Source organism: Marinobacter qingdaonensis (assembly GCF_034555935.1).
GTDB classification, from domain to species: Bacteria; Pseudomonadota; Gammaproteobacteria; order Pseudomonadales; family Oleiphilaceae; genus Marinobacter; species Marinobacter qingdaonensis.
Window position 1 is genome coordinate 2,286,769 of sequence record NZ_JAYDCJ010000003.1, and the last position, 17,295, is coordinate 2,304,063.

Here is a 17,295-nt window from a genome sequence, read left to right on the forward strand (position 1 = left end):
TTCAGCTCCATCTTTAACAACTATAAACAATAATTTAGCAGGTTTTTCCGAAATAACAGGTTACAGATGCAGGAGAAGGTTTTGACGGCTTCAGATTACGACGCAGAGCTGGACGCACGGGGCCTTTTTTGCCCGGAGCCGGTGATGATGCTGCACAACCGCATCAATGAGGTGGAGCCCGGGTGCCTGCTGCGGGTGGTGGCGACGGATCCCTCGACCACCCGGGACATCCCCCGGTTCTGTCAGTTCCTCGGTCACGAATTGGTGCAGGAAGAAGAGCTGGGCGACGAGTTTGTGTTTGTGATCCGTCGGGGCGATGGCTGAGCGACTGACTTAGACGCCGGCGTTCAGCCCATCCAGGTGGCGCATGAACTCGCCACGATCCATTTCACCCAGCACCCGCTGTCCTGCCAGTTCCTCGCCGTTGGTGCGGAAAAACAGAATCGCCGGCGGCCCAAACAGTCCCAGCTCATCCAGCAGCGCCTGCTGTTCGGGGGTGTTGTCGGTCAGGTCGATCTGCAGCAGGGTGTAGGGGCTGAGCGCCTGGATCACCGTCGGATCGCTGAACACGGTGCGTTCCATGACCTTGCAGGAGATGCACCAGTCGGCGTAGAAATCGAGCATGACCGGGCGATTCTGGGTCTGGGCCTCCCGCAGCATGGCTCGGATCTGGGCCGGGGCCTCGACCCGCACGAACGGCGCGTGCGAGGGCTCGGAGCCCGCGGTCAGTGACCCCGCGCCTGAGGTGAAGGGAGTCAGCGGCCGCAGGGGGTCGGTGGCACCGCCCACGGCGCCCGCCAACAGCGCCAGGCCGTAGGCAAACATCACCAGCCCCAGGCCCTTGCGGGTGCGCTCCCAGCCCGCCCGGGCCGCGTCGAAGGCACCCAACTGCACCCCGGTAATGGCCACCAGCAGCCCCCACAGGGTCAGCGCCAACCAGGCCGGAACCATCCGCTCCACCAGCCAGATGGCAACCGCCAGCAGCAGAATGCCGTAGAAGTGCTTGACCGTGGTCATCCAGTGCCCGGTGCTCGGCAGCAGCTTGCGGCCACCGACCGCCACCAGAATCAGCGGTACCCCCATGCCCAGGCCCAGGGCGAGCAGGGCCAGGCCCCCCATCAGGGCGTCCTGGGTGGTGGAAATGTACAGCAGGCTGCCGGCCAGGGGCGCGGACACGCAGGGTGAGACAATCAGCGCGGACAGGGCGCCAATGCCGAACACGCTGACCATGCGGCGGCCGGTCAGGCGATGACTGGCGTTGTTCAGCGGTTCACGGATGAACCGGGGCAGCTGGAGTTCAAAGACATCGAACATCGACAGGGCAAACAGCAGGAACAGGGCCGCGAAGCCGCCCAGGACCCAGGGTGACTGCAACTGGGCCTGCAGGTTGAAGCTGGCCCCAAGCAACCCCGTGATCACCCCGGCCGCGGCGTAGGTCAGGGCCATGCCCAGCACGTAGCTGAGCGACAGCGCCAGGGCGTGGCCGGAGGTGCGGGTGTTCTGGCCCGACACCAGGGTGGAGATGATGGGCACCATGGGCAATACGCAGGGGGTGAAGGTCAGCCCCAGGCCGAGCAGGAAAAACACGCCCACGATCATCAATGTGCTCTGGCTGGAAAGAAACCCGGCCAGGCCCGTGGCCGACCCGGTGCCGGCGGTGGCCGCCCCCGGAATGGCGCTGGCAGGGGTGCCGGAGGGCTGGGCGCCAACTGTGGCCACGGCCGCGCCGTCGGCGCCACTGCCCGGGAAGTAGAGGACGTCGCGGGTCTGCGGTGGGTAACACAGGCCGGCATTGGCACAGCCCTGGTAGGTGACTTTCAGTTCGGCCTCGCGCACCCCGTCCGGCAGCGACACCGGCACCCGGACTTCCACCGGGTCATAGAACACCTCAACCTCGCCGAAATATTCGTCGTGTATGGTGGTGCTGGCCAGGGAGAACTCCGGCGCGCCGGTCTGCACGCCCTCGGTCACCGCGGTCACGCTGATCCGGCCCTGGTACAAATAATGGTCGGGGGCAACGTCCCAGTTCAGAATCACGGCGCCGTTGTCGGTGCTGTAGCGAAATTGCAGCGCCTGGTCGACCGGCAGGAACCCGTTGGTGCTACCGCCGAACAGTGACGATCCGCTGGAGCCCAGGGCTGAGGCCGTGCCGGTGAACGCCAGGGTCAGGGCAAACAGCAGTAACTGGGGCAGGGCAAGCGCGCATCGGCTGGGGCGTGTTGCAGCGGGGGCTGTCATTGATGGGTCGAATCCTGATAGTTGGTGGTCTGGTTGTGCCGGTAAAGGCGCCGCCGGGAATACCGGCGGCGGGCGTTGGCGCTCGATGCCAGTGGACAGAGGGGCGGCCGCAAAGTTCCCGCTGGCATTGCCGGCGTTAAAGTCGCACAATAGCCAGCCAATGAATCACAGTTCAAACGATCTTATCATGCTGTTCAATGACTTGTTCCGGGAAACCCACCGGACGGTTCTGGTCAAAGGCAGCGGCGAACCCGAATACATTCCAGCCGAGGGGACGCACGGGCTTGCCCAGGTGGTCTTTGCGCACGGCTATTATGCCAGCGCTCTGCACGAAATCAGTCACTGGTGTATTGCGGGTGCGCACCGTCGCACACTTCATGATTACGGTTACTGGTACTGTCCGGACGGTCGTACCGCGGAACAGCAACGGGCGTTTGAGCAGGTTGAGGTGAAGCCGCAGGCCCTGGAATGGCTGTTTGCCACGGCCGCGGGATCGCGTTTTCACATCAGCCTGGACAACCTGTCGGGAGACGGGGGCGCCAACGAGCGAACCTTTCGGCGCAATGTCTGCCGCCAGGCCGAGCACTATCTGGCAACCGGCCTGCCGCGCCGCGCGGCGGCGTTTGCGGCTGCCCTGAAACGCTTTTACGGAACCACCGATTCGTGGCTCGCAAACTGGCGGCAAGACCTTCAGCGCATTGCTCCGCCTGGTTTCGAACCGAACCATTCGAGGGAAACTGAGACTGTATGACATCTGACGTAAAGCACACCGGCGATCTCCGCTTCCAGGATCTGAACCTGGACAAGCGCCTGCTGGACGCCATTACGGCGATCGGCTTCGAATACTGCACCCCCATCCAGGCGGAGACCCTGCCCTGGACCCTGGCGTGTGAGGACCTGATTGGTCAGGCCCAGACCGGCACCGGCAAGACCGCGGCGTTTCTGATCACCGCGATCCAGAGCCTGCTGGAAACCCCCGTGGCGGACAGCGAGCGGTTTGCTTCCGAGCCCCGCGTGCTGGCCCTGGCGCCGACCCGGGAGCTGGCCATGCAGATCGCCAAGGACGCTGAGCAGCTGTGCCGCCACACCGGCCACAATGTGGTCACCGTGGTTGGTGGCATGAATTACGACAAGCAGCGGGACCAGCTTCAGAACGAGGTGGTGGACATCCTGGTTGCCACCCCGGGTCGGCTGATCGACTTTCTCGGTTCCCAGGACGTGTTCCTGGACCAGCTCGATATCCTGATCCTTGATGAGGCGGACCGCATGCTGGACATGGGCTTCATCCCGGACGTGAAGCGGATCATCCGCAAGTGCACGGCCAAGGATGACCGCCAGACCCTGCTGTTCAGCGCCACCTTCAATCAGGACGTCCTGAACCTGGCGTCGATGTGGACCAAGAACGCCGAATTTGTCGAGATCGAGCCGGAGCAGAAAACCGCCGAACGCGTGGAACAGACGGTGTACCTGGTGGGCGAGGACGAAAAACTGCCGGTGCTGGTCAACTACCTGCAGCGTCCGGAAGTGGAAAAGGCCATTGTCTTTGCCAATCGTCGGGACCAGTGTCGCGATCTGGAGGAAGACCTGCGCAACCAGGGGGTCAAGGTGTCCCTGATGTCCGGTGAGATTGCCCAGAACAAGCGGCTGAAGACGCTGGACCAGTTCAAGAAAGGCAATATCCAGGTGCTGGTGGCGACCGACGTGGCCGGGCGCGGTATTCACGTCAACGGCGTTACCCACGTTTTCAACTACAATCTGCCTGATAATGCCGAGGATTATGTCCACCGCATTGGCCGTACCGGCCGGGCCGGCAAGCACGGGGTGTCGGTCAGCTTCGCCGGGGAGGACGATTCCTTTGCGCTGCCGGCGATTGAGACCTACATCAGCCAGAAGCTGAAGACCGCCGTACCCGACGAGGCCCTGATGACGCCGATGGCCAACCCGCCGATCACCCGCAAGCGCGGGCGTCGTCCCCAGGGCGGTCGTGGCGGCCCCGGCGGTCGCAACCAGCGTCCGCGCAGGAACTGAGAGAACCGAGTGCCACTATGTTGATCGTAGCTGATGAGAACATTCCCTTACTGGAATCCTTCTTTGGCGACATCGGGGACATCCGCCGGGTCTCCGGTCGGACCATGACCGCCGCCGATGTCCAGGACGCAGACGTCCTGCTGGTGCGATCGGTCACCCGGGTCGGTCCGGAGTTGCTGGAAGGCAGCCGGGTGCGCTTTGTCGGTACCGCCACCATCGGCACCGACCACGTGGATCAGGCCTGGCTGGCCGAGCGCGGCATCCGCTTTGCCGCCGCACCCGGTTGCAACGCCAACAGCGTGGCGGAGTTTGTGCTTTCGGTACTGTCGGTTCATGCCGAGGTCCGGGCCCTGTCCGACTGGACCGCCATGAGTGTCGGCATCGTCGGGGTCGGCAACGTCGGTGGCGAGCTGGCGCGCAAGCTGGAACGACTTGGTTTCGAGGTCAAGCTGTGCGATCCGCCCCGGGCCGAAGCCGAGGGCGATGAGGAGCAGTTTGTCAGCCTGGAAGAAGCCATGGAGTGCGACGTGGTGACCCTCCACACGCCGTTGACCCGGGACGGCAAGCACGCCACCTTCCGGATGCTGGATGCCGCCCGGCTCGACCGGTTGCGGGCCGATCAGTTGCTGATCAACGCCGGTCGCGGCGAGGTCATTGATGCCCGGGCCCTGCACGAGCGCCTCGGTCAGGCGAACGCCCCGCGGGTGGCGCTCGACGTCTGGGAGCGGGAGCCCCGGATCGACCCGGAGCTGGTGGAGCGGGTCTGGCTGGCGACCCCGCACATTGGTGGCTACAGCCTGGAAGGCAAGGTCCAGGGCACCGAGATGGTGTACCGGGCGCTGAGCCATTACCTCGGGCTGCCGGTACGGAAAAAAGCCGGGCAGTTTCTGCCGGAGCCGGCCCTGAGCAAGGTGTCTTTCACCAGTGCGGCGGACGAGCAGGATGCGCTGCGCATTGCCCTGCGGGCCTGCTACGACCCCCGCGCCGACGATGCCCGGCTGCGCGCCGCCATGGGCGGCTCGGCCGATGAGCGGGCGGCGGCGTTTGACCGCCTGCGCCGGGATTACCCGGTGCGGCGCGAGTGCTCCAGCTTGAAAGTTCAGCTCAAGGGCACCAGCAAGTCACTGCAGGACAGTTTTCGCGCCATTGGCTTCAAACTGAAAATCTGACCGTCAGGGCGAAACAAAAAACCGGGGCAAAGCCCCGGTTTTTTCGTTTACAGCCTGGCCTGTTGCAGGGCCTCGATCCGCTCCTCGAGCGGCGGATGGGTCATGAACAGGGCGCTCAGTCCACCCCGGGCGCCACGGTTGATGCCGAAGGCCTGGAGGGTGTCGGGCATCTGGTCGGGCACCTCGCTTTCCTGCTTCAGGCGGGCCAGGGCGCTGATCATCGCCGACCGGCCGGCCAGCTGGGCGCCGGCAATGTCGGCCCGGAATTCCCGGCGGCGGGAGAACCAGAACACGATGGTGCTGGCGAGAATACCGAGGACCAGTTCGGCGGCGATGCTGACCACGAAGAAGCCGATGCCGTGGCCGTTTTCGTTCTTGAACACCACCCGGTCCACAAACGAGCCGATCACCCGTGACGCGAAGATCACGAAGGTGTTCACCACGCCCTGGATCAGCGCCAGGGTGACCATGTCACCGTTGGCCACGTGGCCGATTTCGTGGCCCAGAACGGCGCGGATCTCGTCCTTGTTAAAGCGGTGCAGCAGGCCTTCGCTCACCGCCACCAGGGCATCGTTCTTGTTCCAGCCGGTGGCGAAGGCGTTCGACTGGGACGCCGGAAAAATGGCCACTTCCGGCATGCCAATGCCCGCCTTCTGGGCCATCTCGGCCACAGTATCCACCAGCCAGCGCTCGGCCGGGGTCCGGGGCGACTCAATGACCTGGGCCCGGGTGCTCCACTTTGCCATGGGCTTGGAGATCAGAAGCGACACGATCGCACCGGCAAACCCGAACACCGCGGCAAAGGCCAGCAGCGGACCGTACTGGATACCGTGCTGGGACAGGTAGCTGTCGACGCCCAGCAGCCTGAGGGTAAAGCTGGCTACCAGGATGACCGCCAGGTTGGTGGCTAGAAACAACAAAATTCTCATGGTGAATCCCTGAAACCGTTGATGAAAACCGTTTGGTGGTGCTTCTGACCGTGATATGCGGCCAACCGTTCCGGCTTCAATACCCGGGTGCGGTTTTATTCACTGGTGTCGGCGAAGAAGGTGGCCTGGATCACCTGGCTGATCCGGCCCGAGTGTCCGCTTCTCAGGGCGGTCCGGATCAGATGGATGTAGGTGGACAGGTCCTCCTGCACCGAGGACGGCAGCGCATCGGCCTCGACGTCGCGCTGGCCGCCCAGGGCCCGGGCCAGGGCCGAGGGGGCAGGCGCGCTCAGCCGGACAAAGGCGGTCTGACTCAGTACCGCCTGGTCCAGGGCTTCCTGGCGGATGGTGTCGACGTAGCGCAACAACCCTTCCTCCTCCAGCCAGAGCAGGGCTCCGAAACAGGCCATGTGGCGCTTGCTGTGCAAGCCGAACTCGTCGGGCTCGTCCGGGCCGGCAATGTCTTCGACGAACAGGTTGACCCGCCGCGGAAAGGCCCCGTACAGCTGCACCAGGGCGATGGCGACGTCCTTGTAGAACTCCTCGATGTGAAGGTCGGCCACAACCACTCCTACTGCTGGTAATTGCCCAGGAAACGGCCGAGGCGTCCCATGGCGTCACCGAGGGTGTCCTCGCGGGGCAGGAACACCACTCGCAGATGCTGCTTGTCGTCGATGTTGAACGCCGAACCCTGAACCAGAAGAATGCGCTCCTGCAGCAGCAGGTCCAGCACCAGCTTCTCGTCGTTCACGATCGGGAAGTGTTTCGGGTCCAGTTTCGGGAACAGATAGAGAGCGCCCTGGGGCTTCACGCAGCTGACGCCGGGGATGTCATTCAGCATACGCCAGGCGGTTTCGCGCTGCTCGTACAGTCGCCCGCCGGGAGCCACCAGGTCGTTGATGGACTGGTAGCCCCCCAGTGCCGTCTGGATTGCCAGCTGGGCCGGCACGTTGGCGCACAGGCGCATGTTCGACAGCATCTCGATGCCTTCGATCAGGTCGGTGGCCCGGTGCTTGGCACCGCTGATGATCATCCACCCGGACCGGTAGCCGGCGGCCCGGTAGTTCTTGGACAGGCCGTTGTAGGTGAAGAACAGTACGTCGTCGGCCAGGGCGGCGGTGGAGACGTGCTCGGTGCCGTCGTACAGGATCTTGTCGTAGATTTCGTCCGACAGCACGATCAGGTTGTGCTGGCGTGCCAGCTCAATCACCTGTTCCAGCAGCTCCCGGGAGTAGACGGCGCCGGTCGGGTTGTTGGGGTTGATCAGGACAATGGCCCGGGTCCGGCGGGTGATCTTCTTGCGGATGTCGTCAATGTCCGGGAACCAGTTCTGGGCCTCGTCGCACCGGTAGTGCACCGGCTTGCCGCTGGACAGGGTAACCGCGGCGGTCCAGAGCGGGTAGTCCGGCGCCGGGATCAGCACCTCGTCGCCGGTGTTGAGCATGGCCTGCATGGACATGACGATCAGTTCGCTGACGCCGTTGCCCAGGAAGATGTCGTCGATGTCGACCTTGTCGATGCCACGCTGCTGGCAGTAATGCATCACCGCCTTGCGGGCCGAGAACAGCCCCTTGGATTCCACGTAGCCCTGGGCCTGGTGCATGTTGTAGATGACGTCCTGCTGGATTTCTTCCGGAACGTCCAGTTCAAAGGCGGCCGGGTTGCCGATGTTGAGCTTCAGCACCCGGTGACCTTCTTCCTCCAGTCGACGCGCCTCCCGCAGAACCACGCCACGTATTTCATAACACACGTTATCCAGCTTGGCGGATTTGAAGTAGTTCTGCATAAGGCCCGAATTTCCTTGGTCTGCTGTCGAATCGAAGGTGTCTGCTCAATGGCTTTTTATTCTAGCGGAGCAAAGGCCGGCGACAACAGGGGAATTATGATGAATTGTGGCGTGATGAGGCAGATTTAGCGGGCAAACCTGAAGTTTATTGGAGAAAGTCCGGGTTTCTTTCCCACTGATCTTGGTTTTTGAAAAAAGGTTGTGCACAATCCAATTTCCAGCAATTCAATATCGATCAAAACAAGGAGAGTCCCATGGCCGAGGCCAACGTTTACGATTTCACCGTTCGCGACATACAGGGCAATGAGAAGAGCCTGGAGGAATACCGTGGCAAGGCACTTCTGATCGTGAACACCGCCAGCAAGTGTGGTTTCACCCCCCAGTTCGAGGGCCTGCAGACGCTGCACAAGGAGTTGGGCGGGCGCGGGTTCGAGGTCCTGGGCTTTCCCTGCAACCAGTTCCTGAATCAGGACCCGGGCAACGACGAGGCCATCAGCCAGTTCTGCAGCCTGAACTACGGCGTCGATTTCCCGATGTTTTCCAAGGTTGAAGTGAACGGTGCCGGGGCCCACCCGCTGTTCCAGTTTCTCAAGCGCGAGGCGAAAGGGTTGATGGGCTCGGAGAAAGTGAAGTGGAACTTCACCAAGTTCCTGGTCGGCCCGGATGGGCAGGTGATCCGCCGGTATCCGCCGACCGCCAAGCCCGAGGACATCCGGGCCGACATTGAGAAACTGCTGTAATCATGGCCGACGCCGACGACCTGCTGTCACTGGACAACCAGGTCTGTTTCGCCCTGTACGCCGCCAACCGGGCGGTCACCGCCCGTTACCGGCCGTTGCTGGCCGAACTGGAGCTGACCTACCCGCAATACCTGGTGATGCTGGTGCTCTGGGAGCAGGCCCGGGCCGGGCGCAAGACCCGGGTGTCGGACCTGGGGCGGCGTTTGCGGCTGGATTCGGGCACGCTCACGCCACTGCTCAAGCGTCTGGCCGAGCGTGGTCTGCTGCTGCGCCAGCGCAGCGCTGAGGACGAGCGGGTGGTGACCCTGACCCTGACCGCCGAGGGCGAGGCTCTGAGGGCGCGCGCGCAATCGGTGCCGGAGCGCCTGCTGTGTGGGGTTGGGGTTGCGCCCGAACGGCTGCAGGCCCTCCGCCAGGAACTCAGGGCGATGCTCAGTGCTCTGGAAGGGGAGGCGCCCAGCGGGTGATGGCCGCCCGCAACTCGTCCCGGTTGTAGGGCTTGGTCACGTAATCGTTCATGCCGGCGGCGATGCAGTCCTCGCGGTCGCCCTGCATGACATTGGCGGTCACCGCGATGATGGGCAGGTCACGCCAGTTCGGGTTCTTGCGGATTCGGCGAGTGGCCTCGTAACCGTCCATGATCGGCATCTGGCAGTCCATCAACACCAGATCATAGCGGTCGGCTTCAAGCGCCTCCAGCGCGCGCTGGCCATTCTCCGCATGATCGACCTGATGGCCCAGTTTTTTCAGCAGGCTGCTGGCCACCATCTGATTGACCTGATTGTCCTCGACCAGCAGGATTTTCAGGGTGGCCTGTGTGGTCGCCGGGGTCAGGGTTGGAATCGGCTGGACCTCGGTGTCCTCCCGCAGGATGCCGACCACCCGGCACAGGCATCGATACAGTTCATCCCGCCGCAGCGGCAGGGACAGGAACTGGTGGCTGGCGCCACTCCGGTTCGAGGTTCCGGTGGCATTGGCCAGAATAACCCCTTCACCTTGCCAGCCTTGCGCCAGGTCGGGCGCCGGATTGTCGCCGTTCTCCGCCATGGCTATCAAAACGCCGCCCTGGTCGTCCTCGGGTTCCCACACCGGGATACGCCAGGCCCTCAGTTGCCGTTCGATGGGGGAGCGATGGGCATTGCCGGGGCCGATCACCAGGGTTACCCCGATATTTCGAAGCCGCGCCGCGACCTTGGGCAACTCGTCCCGACTGCTGTCCTCGTGCATGGGCAAAGGCAGGGTCACCGTAAAGTGGGTGCCACGGCCCTGACGGGAATCCACCAGAATCTGACCGTGCATGCGTTCCACCAGCTGCCGACACAGGGTCAGGCCCAGACCGGTACCGCCGTAGAGGCGCGTGGTCTCGGCATCGGCCTGGGAGAAGGGTGAGAAGATCTTGTGCAGGGCCTCGGACGACATGCCGATACCCGTGTCGATGACATCCAGGCGCAGGCTGCCGTCGGCGTAGCTGGCCTTGATGAAGACCGAACCCTCGTCGGTAAACTTGATGGCGTTGCTGAGCAGGTTGTTGAGGATCTGGCGGGTGCGGGTCGGGTCGCCCAAGAAGCTTTCGGGCAGGGCCGGATCGATCTCGTTCACCAGTTCGATGTTTTTGCGCCGGGCCTGCTGGGCGTGCAGGGTTGCCGATTCCTCGATCAGGTTGCGCATGCTGAAGGGAATGTTTTCCAGACTCAGCTTGCCGGCCTCGACCTTGGAGATGTCGAGGATGTCGTTGAGCAGCCCCAGCAGGCTTTCACCGGCGTTGAAGGCGACCTCCAGCCGGTCGCGCAGGGTCGGGTCCAGATTGCCCTCCAGGGCCAGGCCCAGCATCCCGAGCACGCCGTTCAGGGGCGTGCGGATCTCGTGACTCATGCTGGCGAGGAAGTTGGCCCGGGCCCGAGCCCGGCGCATGGCGTCTTCCTTGGCCTTGATCAGGGCGCGGTTGCTCCGTTGCAGGGCCTCGTTCTTCTCGGAGATCTCCCGGGTCCGGTCGTCGACTTCCTGTTCCAGCTGGGACGAGTAATTTTTCATGGCCGTCTCGGCCGTGCGCAGCTGGGCCAGGCTGGAATCGATGGTTTCCAGGTGCTGGTTGATGATGCCGACCATGGTGCCGATTTCATCTTCCTGGTGGTTCGCCGGCACCGGCAGGCGCACCTTTTCCGGAGAGCTGGCCTTGACCTGGCCCAGGGCGCTGATCACGTTCAGCATCGGCCGGGTCAGCACCAGGTAGAAAATACCGAGCAGGGCCGCGGTCAGGATCAGGCTTTTCAGCAGGCCGCTGACCAGGGTGTAACTGGCCCGTTCCAGGAACTGCAGGCCGTAATGGTAGGTGTCGATGGTGACGATGAGCTGGCCCAGGGGCAGATCTTCCAGCTGCGGCACCCGAAGCTCCTGGCTGAACACCCGGCTGGCCTCGAACAGCAGGTCGCTGATCCGTCGGTAGGGGGAATCGGGGCTGCTCTGACTCGCCGCGGCCATGGTCTGGCCGTCGTTGTCGATGATTCGCGCGTCGATGGTGGCAGGGTGGCGGAGCAGACCGTCGAGCAGCTCCTCGGCGAGCCGGACATCGATGTTGTAGGCAATCTGGGACGCCGGGCTCACGCTGATGTCGATCAGGGCGTGAATTTCCTCTTCCATGGACTGCCGGGCGTTGAAATAGTCCAGGGTAATCTGGATGACGTTGAGCACCAGCCCCAGGGCCATGGCGACCAGAACGGTGTCACGGGTCAGGCGAAAAGAGAGGCGTTTCCGGAAACCTTTGATCACGAGTACCTACTGTCCCTGGCTCGGATAATGCGGACCTGCTCGGCGGTCCGGCGTTAATCGTCGTAGTCGGCCTTTTTCTTCTTGAACTCTTCGTCGTGCAGGAAGGTATCCCACTCGCGGTCCAGCTTGGCCTGGGATTCGGTACTGGCGGTATCCTTGCCCTCGGCGTCCATGGCTTCCAGTTCCTTGATGCGGGTCCGGAAGCTCTTGACCGCCTTCATGGCCAGGGGGTTGTCCCGGGACTTGCCCATTTCGGTGCTGGCCAGGTGGTACGCGTGAATGGCCTTGCGGAGCTGGTTTTGACGCACGTAATCCCGGGCCTGGAACACATGCAGGTCGGCGTGGGTCTTGTGCACCAGAAACAGCACGTACTTGAGGTTCTTCTTGGCGGTCGCGGCGTCGATCTTGCCGCTCTTGTGCATGCCCTCGATCATCTTGAACAGATTCTGCAGCAGTTCCTTGACGTAATTGGACTTTTCCGCGGAATCGATCTTGACCGGGGAGCGGGTATCCTGCTTTTCCAGTACCTGGGTCTTGAGCTGCTGGCTGGCTTCCTGCCACTGTTTGATCGGAAGGTCGGCTTTCAGGCTGGCCAGCTGCGCGCAAGCGTCTTCCTGGCGCTTGATCAGCAGCAGCTTGAGATCGGTGGTCAGATACTGGCCGGGAATCTCGCTCAGCAGGCGGTCGGCGCGGTTGTAGGCGTCCTGCTGTGCGGTGATCTTCCGACCGCGCTCAATGCGGGCGCGCTCGCGCATCTGGCTCAGGACAATGATGACGATGGATACCGTCACGACGGCGGCCAGGATGATTACGATGGTGATGGCGTCCATTGTGTCTGCTACAGCTCCGGCTACTGGATCCAACAACGTCGGGCAGATTCTTGCCCCAAGATCCCGATAATATTCAGCAAGTCGGTGAAAGCCTAGCAGAAATACCGTGCTGAATCCGTTCCGAAATGTGAATGTTGCAAATATCTATTTATTTCGTGAATGCGCGTGCTTCTGTATATTGGTCTGATGAATAAAAGTCTGGGGCAGGTTGCTGCAACCGGCCCGCGATGACGTGCAAAAGGAGCGACCCATGGATGTATCCCGCGTTGATCTGAACCTGCTGGTGTACCTCGACGTCCTGCTGCGGGAGCGCAATGTAACCAAGGCCGCCAACCATCTGGGCATCACCCAGCCGGCCATGAGCAATGGCCTGCGGCGGTTGCGGGACCTGTTCAACGATCCGCTGCTGGTCCGGACCAGCGAGGGGATGACCGCCACCGAGCGGGGCCGGGAGCTGCAGCCGCTGGTGCGTGGCATCCTCTCGGACATCGAGCAGGCGGTGCAGGAGAAGACGCCGTTTTCGGCGCTGGAAAGCCACCGGGTGTTTCGGATCATGGCCAGTGACTATGCCGAATCCTGCCTGATGCCCCGGGTGCTGCGCCGCATTCGCCAGGAGGCGCCCCACGTCACCCTGGACGTGCTCACCCCCAGTGACGTCAGTTTCCTGGACGTCGAGCAGGGCCGATTGGACATGGCCATCAACCGGTTCGATAAAATCCCCCAGTCGTTTCATCAGAAAACCCTCTGGACCGAGTATTTCGCCTGCCTGATGAACGCCCGCAACCCGATTCTCAAGGAACCGTTCACCCTGGATACCTACCTGGACGCCAGCCATATCTGGGTCAGCAAGACCGGGTTCGGGGTTGGGGTCGGGGTAAATCCGAAGGATGTCCAGCGACTGGGTTGGGTGGATGAGGCGCTGTCGCGGATGGGCCGCAAGCGCCAGATCTCGGTATTCACCCGGCACTACCAGGTGGCCATGCTGCTGGCCGAGCAGCACGATCTGATTGCGACCCTGCCGTCCCGGGCCGCCTGGCTGCAAAAGGACAACGGCAATCTGGTGGTTAAGGTGCCGCCGTTCGAAATTCCACCGTTTGAATTGAAGATGGCCTGGAGCCCGCTGTTGCAGCACAACACCGATCACCAGTGGCTACGCAAGCTGATCGCCGAGGTGGCCAGCGAGGTGGACGACGAGTTTGCCCCGTTCGGTGCCCGGTTCGAGGGTGCCGAGGCACCCCAGGCCCATCACTCAGAGCGGTAGTTCGCGCAGTTCCAGGGAGCTGCGGCCGGCGTCCCACATGCGCTGGAAGGACTCCGCCAGCAGCTTGACCCGGCCCGGGTCGGAAAACTTGGCGAAGCCGGCGGGTTTGAAGAAATCGTGGCGGTACACCAGGCCCTCGCGGTCGGCCAGCAGGAAGGGCTGATCATCCACCGGGGAGTCGGTGTTGACCAGTCGCAATTCGATGCGGCTGGGCAGCCGTCGCATCAGTTCCACCAATTGATGCCGCCGCTTGACCAGGGGCGTGTCGTCGTGAATCAGCAACCGCACCTCGCTCAGCCGGTGGCGTCGGGCCAGGGCGGAGATCAGTTCCCGGAACCGGTGCCGGTCATACAGGTCGTGGTCGAGCAACCGGTCGTACAGCCACAGCCGCTGGCTGGCCTGGCCCGTCACCGAGTCGATCAGCTTGAGCTGGCGCTGCTCGTCGGTGAACAGCCAGGATTCGGTGTCCTCGCCCAGGACCATGGCTTTGGGGTGCTGGCCGATGGTCTCGGCCAGCAGGCTGGGCGCCAGACTGCGCATATCCACGTGGGGGATGCCGGCGTCGTCGTAGACCTCGGAGCAGACGTGAAAGCCGGAGCGCTGGTAGAACTCGATGGCGTGCACCTGGGCCGACAACTTGAGCTCGTCGAACTGGCCATCCGCCTCGGCGACCAGGTGTTGCAGCAGGGCCTCGCCAACACCGCGGCCGCGAAACCCCGGAAGAATGGCCATGCGGCCAATGTGACCGGTTTCACCCAGGGCTGAAAACATCCGGGCGGTGCCGACCGGGGTATTGTCCGGCAAGACTGCCAGGTAATGGTCGGCGATCTCGTCAGTGTCGTCCCACTCCAGTTCCGGCGGCACCTTCTGTTCGTCAATGAACACCCGTTGGCGGATGTCACGGATGTGCCCCGGCGCCAGTTGCCAGCTGTACTTCCTGAATTTCAGTCTCATCGCGAACGGTTATTCGAAGTAGATCGAACCCTGATTATACAACGTGCACAGCAATCCCAGCAGTGCCTCGTCGTCGGCGAAGGTCGCCAGTTCGGCCATGTCGATGCGGGCACCCTGGCACATCAGGGGCGCCAGCGGGCGGGCGTCGCCGCGCAGCAGGTATTGCTCACCGTCGACAAAGAGCGCGGTTTCCTCGCCCAGTTCGTGATAGGCAAAGCGGGAGCCCTCGTTCCAGCGCAGCTGTTCTCCGGCCCGGATGGCCTCGGCCAGGTCAGCCACAGTGGCGGGCTCCTCGGTGGGCACCACGATATCGAGGTTCTTGGGGGCGGTGGTGTACTGCCCGAACCACAGCGCCAACTGGCGCTTGTCGGCCAACTTTTCCCGCAGCACGGCGGCGAGTTTCTCGATCACCTCGGGCTGGATGGTGCCGGGATTATCCTGAACCTGAAGGTCGGGGTCGGGCAGATGGTCGCTGGCGTCGGCCTGGCTGCACAAGAAATCGCTGAAGCCAGTGAGCAGGTCGTCGATGGTGGGCGCCCGGAACCCGATGGACAGGGTGATGCAATCGTCCTCGGCAACCCCGTGGTGGCCGACGCCCGGCGGCAGGTAAAGCATGTCGCCCGGGGCCAGGGTCACGGTTTCCTCACCGTCCCAGCTGCTCAGGATGCGCAGGGGGGTGCCTTCGACCCGGGGGGAGGTATGGTCGCAGTGACCACCAAAGGTCCAGCGCCGATGGCCCTGGGCCTGCAGCAGGAAGACGTCGTACTGGTCGTAATGGGGGCCGACGCTGCCACCTTTGGGCGCGTAGCTGGCCATGATGTCATCCAGGCGCCAGTTCGGAATGAAACGAAAAGGCTCCAGCAGGTCGGCGACGTCCGGCACCCAGTGGTCCAGGCCCTGTACCAGCAGGGTCCAGTCCTGCTCGGGCAGCTGGCTGAAGCGTTCGGCCGGGAAGGGGCCGTTGTGCAACTGCCAGGGTTTGCCGTCGTCATTCTCGATGACGATCCGTGACTCGACGCCTTCCTCGCACGCCAGCCCGGCCAGTTCGTCCGGGCTGACCGGCGATTGCAGCCCGGGAAACGCCTGGCGAATGACCAGCGGTTTTTTCTGCCAGTAATCGCGCAGAAATTCTGAGGCTGTCAGTCCGCCCAGCAATTCCATGAGTCCACTCCTGCCGTTAAATGTTGCGGGCCTGGTCTGCCGCGTTGCCGATGTAGTTGCCCGGGGTCAGAGCCATCAGCTCGGCCTTGGCCGCGTCCGGAATCTCCAGGCTGTTCACGAAATTCTGGATCAGTTCCGGGGTCATGGCCTTGCCGCGGGTCAAGGCCTTGAGCTTTTCATAGGGCTTTTCGATGTTGTAGCGACGCATCACGGTCTGAATCGGCTCGGCCAGGACTTCCCAGGCGTGGTCCAGGTCCTCGTCCAGGCGAACCGGGTTGAGTTCCAGCTTGCCCAGGCCCTTCAGGGTGGCCTCGTAGGCGATCAGGCTGTGGGCGAAACCGACGCCCAGGTTGCGCAGCACCGTGGAGTCGGTCAGGTCACGCTGCCACCGGGAGATCGGCAGCTTGGCCGACAGGTGGTTGAGCAGGGCGTTGGCGATGCCCAGGTTGCCCTCGGAGTTCTCGAAATCGATCGGGTTGACCTTGTGCGGCATGGTGGAGGAGCCCACCTCGCCCTCGACGGTCTTCTGCTTGAAGTAGCCCAGGGAAATGTAGCCCCAGATGTCCCGGTCCAGATCGATCAGGATGGTGTTGAAGCGGGCTACAGCGTCGTAGAGTTCGGCGATGTAGTCGTGGGGTTCGATCTGGGTGGTGTAGGGGTTCCAGTCCAGGCCCAGGCTCTCGATGAATTCGCGGGCGTTGGCGGCCCAGTCGACCTGCGGGTAGGCGGACAGGTGGGCGTTGTAGTTGCCGACTGCACCGTTGATCTTGCCCAGCAACTCGGTCGCCCGGATCTGCTTGAGCTGTCGGCGCAGCCGGTGCACGACGTTGGCCAATTCCTTGCCGACGGTGGTGGGCGAGGCGGTCTGGCCATGGGTCCGGGACAGCATCGGCTGGTCGGCGTGCTCCTGCGCCAGCGCGCCCAGTTTCTCCACCACCCGATCCATGGCCGGCAGCAGACCGTGATCCAGGCCTTCACGCAGCATCAGGGCGTGGGAGAGGTTGTTGATGTCTTCCGAGGTGCAGGCGAAGTGGACGAACTCGGTGACCGCGTGCAGTTCCGCCACCTCGACAATGCGCTCCTTGATGAAGTACTCGACCGCCTTGACGTCGTGGTTGGTGGTGCGCTCAATGTCCTTGATGCGCTCGGCGTCCTGAAGACTGAACTCGCTCACCAGCTGGTCCAGGAAGCCGTTGGCCTCTGCCGAAAAGGCCGGTACTTCGGTGATCTCCGGATGAGCGGCCAGCTTCTGCAGCCAGCGGATCTCGACGGTCACGCGGTTCCTGATCAGGCCATACTCGCTGAAAATGTCTCGGAAGACGCTGACTTTGTTGCCATAGCGTCCATCGACCGGGGAAATGGCGGTCAGGGCGGTGAGTTCCATCGAAAACCTCTCAAATCATCAAAGAATCGGGTCAAAAGAAATTGGGGCC

General features: G+C 63.0%; 16 protein-coding genes. 7 read left to right on the forward strand and 9 right to left on the reverse strand.

Translation table 11 applies throughout. From position 1 onward, the window contains the following. The first annotated feature begins 66 nt into the window (after positions 1–66). Positions 67–324, forward strand: a complete 258-nt coding sequence (gene tusA, locus U5822_RS13700) for a sulfurtransferase TusA (protein WP_375171818.1) — start codon at positions 67–69, stop codon at positions 322–324. 9 nt (positions 325–333) lie between these two features. Here the strand turns inward: tusA and dsbD are convergent, their stop codons facing one another. Beyond that, positions 334–2,238, reverse strand: coding sequence for a protein-disulfide reductase DsbD (gene dsbD / locus U5822_RS13705; protein ID WP_322856175.1), 1,905 nt, complete (start codon positions 2,236–2,238; stop codon positions 334–336). Between the two features lie 187 nt (positions 2,239–2,425). Here dsbD and U5822_RS13710 point away from each other — a divergent pair, with 187 nt between their 5' ends. The 3 genes from U5822_RS13710 to pdxB are packed head-to-tail and all read left to right on the forward strand — an operon-like array spanning position 2,426 to position 5,435. After that, positions 2,426–2,989: an elongation factor P hydroxylase gene (locus U5822_RS13710; RefSeq protein ID WP_375171820.1), complete on the forward strand. Its 564-nt coding sequence runs from the start codon at positions 2,426–2,428 to the stop codon at positions 2,987–2,989. Next, entirely contained in the window at positions 2,986–4,266 is a 1,281-nt protein-coding gene (locus U5822_RS13715) for a DEAD/DEAH box helicase (RefSeq protein ID WP_322856176.1), read from the forward strand. The genes U5822_RS13710 and U5822_RS13715 overlap by 4 nt, the downstream gene beginning before the upstream one ends. 17 nt (positions 4,267–4,283) lie before the next feature. Continuing rightward, a complete protein-coding gene (gene pdxB / locus U5822_RS13720) occupies positions 4,284–5,435 on the forward strand; it encodes a 4-phosphoerythronate dehydrogenase PdxB (RefSeq protein ID WP_322856177.1) in 1,152 nt (383 codons plus the stop codon). 47 nt (positions 5,436–5,482) lie between these two features. Here the strand turns inward: pdxB and htpX are convergent, their stop codons facing one another. The 3 genes from htpX to U5822_RS13735 all read right to left on the reverse strand — a co-directional run bounded on the left by htpX (position 5,483) and on the right by U5822_RS13735 (position 8,150). After that, positions 5,483–6,364: a protease HtpX gene (htpX, locus tag U5822_RS13725; protein WP_322856178.1), complete on the reverse strand. Its 882-nt coding sequence runs from the start codon at positions 6,362–6,364 to the stop codon at positions 5,483–5,485. Between the two features lie 95 nt (positions 6,365–6,459). Then, on the reverse strand, positions 6,460–6,927 hold the full coding sequence (locus U5822_RS13730; RefSeq protein ID WP_322856179.1) for a hypothetical protein: 468 nt from the start codon (positions 6,925–6,927) through the stop codon (positions 6,460–6,462). 8 nt (positions 6,928–6,935) lie between these two features. Further along, positions 6,936–8,150 (reverse strand): pyridoxal phosphate-dependent aminotransferase, encoded by a 1,215-nt coding sequence (locus U5822_RS13735; protein WP_322856180.1) that lies wholly within the window; start codon positions 8,148–8,150, stop codon positions 6,936–6,938. A gap of 254 nt (positions 8,151–8,404) precedes the next feature. On the opposite strand from U5822_RS13735, the gene U5822_RS13740 reads away from it, so the two are divergent. Together U5822_RS13740 and U5822_RS13745 are read left to right on the forward strand one after the other, a co-directional pair. Further along, positions 8,405–8,890 carry a glutathione peroxidase gene (locus U5822_RS13740; protein ID WP_322856181.1) on the forward strand — a complete coding sequence of 162 codons (486 nt, stop codon included), beginning with the start codon at positions 8,405–8,407 and terminating at the stop codon, positions 8,888–8,890. Positions 8,891–8,892: 2 nt separating this feature from the next. Next, positions 8,893–9,357: a MarR family winged helix-turn-helix transcriptional regulator gene (locus U5822_RS13745; protein WP_322856182.1), complete on the forward strand. Its 465-nt coding sequence runs from the start codon at positions 8,893–8,895 to the stop codon at positions 9,355–9,357. On the opposite strand, the gene U5822_RS13750 is transcribed toward U5822_RS13745, so the two are convergent. Together U5822_RS13750 and U5822_RS13755 are read right to left on the reverse strand one after the other, a co-directional pair. Then, entirely contained in the window at positions 9,323–11,593 is a 2,271-nt protein-coding gene (locus tag U5822_RS13750; RefSeq protein ID WP_425259421.1) for a hybrid sensor histidine kinase/response regulator, read from the reverse strand. The genes U5822_RS13745 and U5822_RS13750 overlap by 35 nt on opposite strands. Before the next feature lie 116 nt (positions 11,594–11,709). Next, positions 11,710–12,486 carry a hypothetical protein gene (locus tag U5822_RS13755; RefSeq protein WP_322856184.1) on the reverse strand — a complete coding sequence of 259 codons (777 nt, stop codon included), beginning with the start codon at positions 12,484–12,486 and terminating at the stop codon, positions 11,710–11,712. A 250-nt stretch (positions 12,487–12,736) separates the two neighbouring features. Between U5822_RS13755 and U5822_RS13760 the strand changes: the two genes are divergently transcribed. Beyond that, a complete protein-coding gene (locus U5822_RS13760; RefSeq protein ID WP_322856185.1) occupies positions 12,737–13,747 on the forward strand; it encodes a LysR family transcriptional regulator in 1,011 nt (336 codons plus the stop codon). On the opposite strand, the gene U5822_RS13765 is transcribed toward U5822_RS13760, so the two are convergent. The 3 genes from U5822_RS13765 to purB are packed head-to-tail and all read right to left on the reverse strand — an operon-like array spanning position 13,736 to position 17,246. Further along, on the reverse strand, positions 13,736–14,701 hold the full coding sequence (locus U5822_RS13765; protein WP_322856186.1) for a GNAT family N-acetyltransferase: 966 nt from the start codon (positions 14,699–14,701) through the stop codon (positions 13,736–13,738). The two genes, U5822_RS13760 and U5822_RS13765, sit on opposite strands and share 12 nt — an antisense overlap. Before the next feature lie 9 nt (positions 14,702–14,710). Next, positions 14,711–15,862 carry a cupin domain-containing protein gene (locus U5822_RS13770; protein WP_322856187.1) on the reverse strand — a complete coding sequence of 384 codons (1,152 nt, stop codon included), beginning with the start codon at positions 15,860–15,862 and terminating at the stop codon, positions 14,711–14,713. Between the two features lie 16 nt (positions 15,863–15,878). Further along, positions 15,879–17,246, reverse strand: a complete 1,368-nt coding sequence (gene purB, locus U5822_RS13775; RefSeq protein ID WP_322856188.1) for an adenylosuccinate lyase — start codon at positions 17,244–17,246, stop codon at positions 15,879–15,881. Positions 17,247–17,295: the final 49 nt, after the last annotated feature.

Coding starts and splice junctions, on each gene's coding strand:
- purB (WP_322856188.1), bottom strand. CDS start 17,246: ATGGAACTCACCGCCCTGACCGCCATTTCCCCGGTCGATGGACGCTAT.
- U5822_RS13745 (WP_322856182.1), top strand. CDS start 8,893: ATGGCCGACGCCGACGACCTGCTGTCACTGGACAACCAGGTCTGTTTC.
- dsbD (WP_322856175.1), bottom strand. CDS start 2,238: ATGACAGCCCCCGCTGCAACACGCCCCAGCCGATGCGCGCTTGCCCTG.
- pdxB (WP_322856177.1), top strand. CDS start 4,284: ATGTTGATCGTAGCTGATGAGAACATTCCCTTACTGGAATCCTTCTTT.
- U5822_RS13740 (WP_322856181.1), top strand. CDS start 8,405: ATGGCCGAGGCCAACGTTTACGATTTCACCGTTCGCGACATACAGGGC.
- tusA (WP_375171818.1), top strand. CDS start 67: ATGCAGGAGAAGGTTTTGACGGCTTCAGATTACGACGCAGAGCTGGAC.
- U5822_RS13760 (WP_322856185.1), top strand. CDS start 12,737: ATGGATGTATCCCGCGTTGATCTGAACCTGCTGGTGTACCTCGACGTC.
- U5822_RS13735 (WP_322856180.1), bottom strand. CDS start 8,150: ATGCAGAACTACTTCAAATCCGCCAAGCTGGATAACGTGTGTTATGAA.
- U5822_RS13710 (WP_375171820.1), top strand. CDS start 2,426: ATGCTGTTCAATGACTTGTTCCGGGAAACCCACCGGACGGTTCTGGTC.
- U5822_RS13765 (WP_322856186.1), bottom strand. CDS start 14,701: ATGAGACTGAAATTCAGGAAGTACAGCTGGCAACTGGCGCCGGGGCAC.
- U5822_RS13750 (WP_425259421.1), bottom strand. CDS start 11,593: ATGGCCCTGGGGCTGGTGCTCAACGTCATCCAGATTACCCTGGACTAT.
- U5822_RS13755 (WP_322856184.1), bottom strand. CDS start 12,486: ATGGACGCCATCACCATCGTAATCATCCTGGCCGCCGTCGTGACGGTA.
- U5822_RS13715 (WP_322856176.1), top strand. CDS start 2,986: ATGACATCTGACGTAAAGCACACCGGCGATCTCCGCTTCCAGGATCTG.
- htpX (WP_322856178.1), bottom strand. CDS start 6,364: ATGAGAATTTTGTTGTTTCTAGCCACCAACCTGGCGGTCATCCTGGTA.
- U5822_RS13770 (WP_322856187.1), bottom strand. CDS start 15,862: ATGGAATTGCTGGGCGGACTGACAGCCTCAGAATTTCTGCGCGATTAC.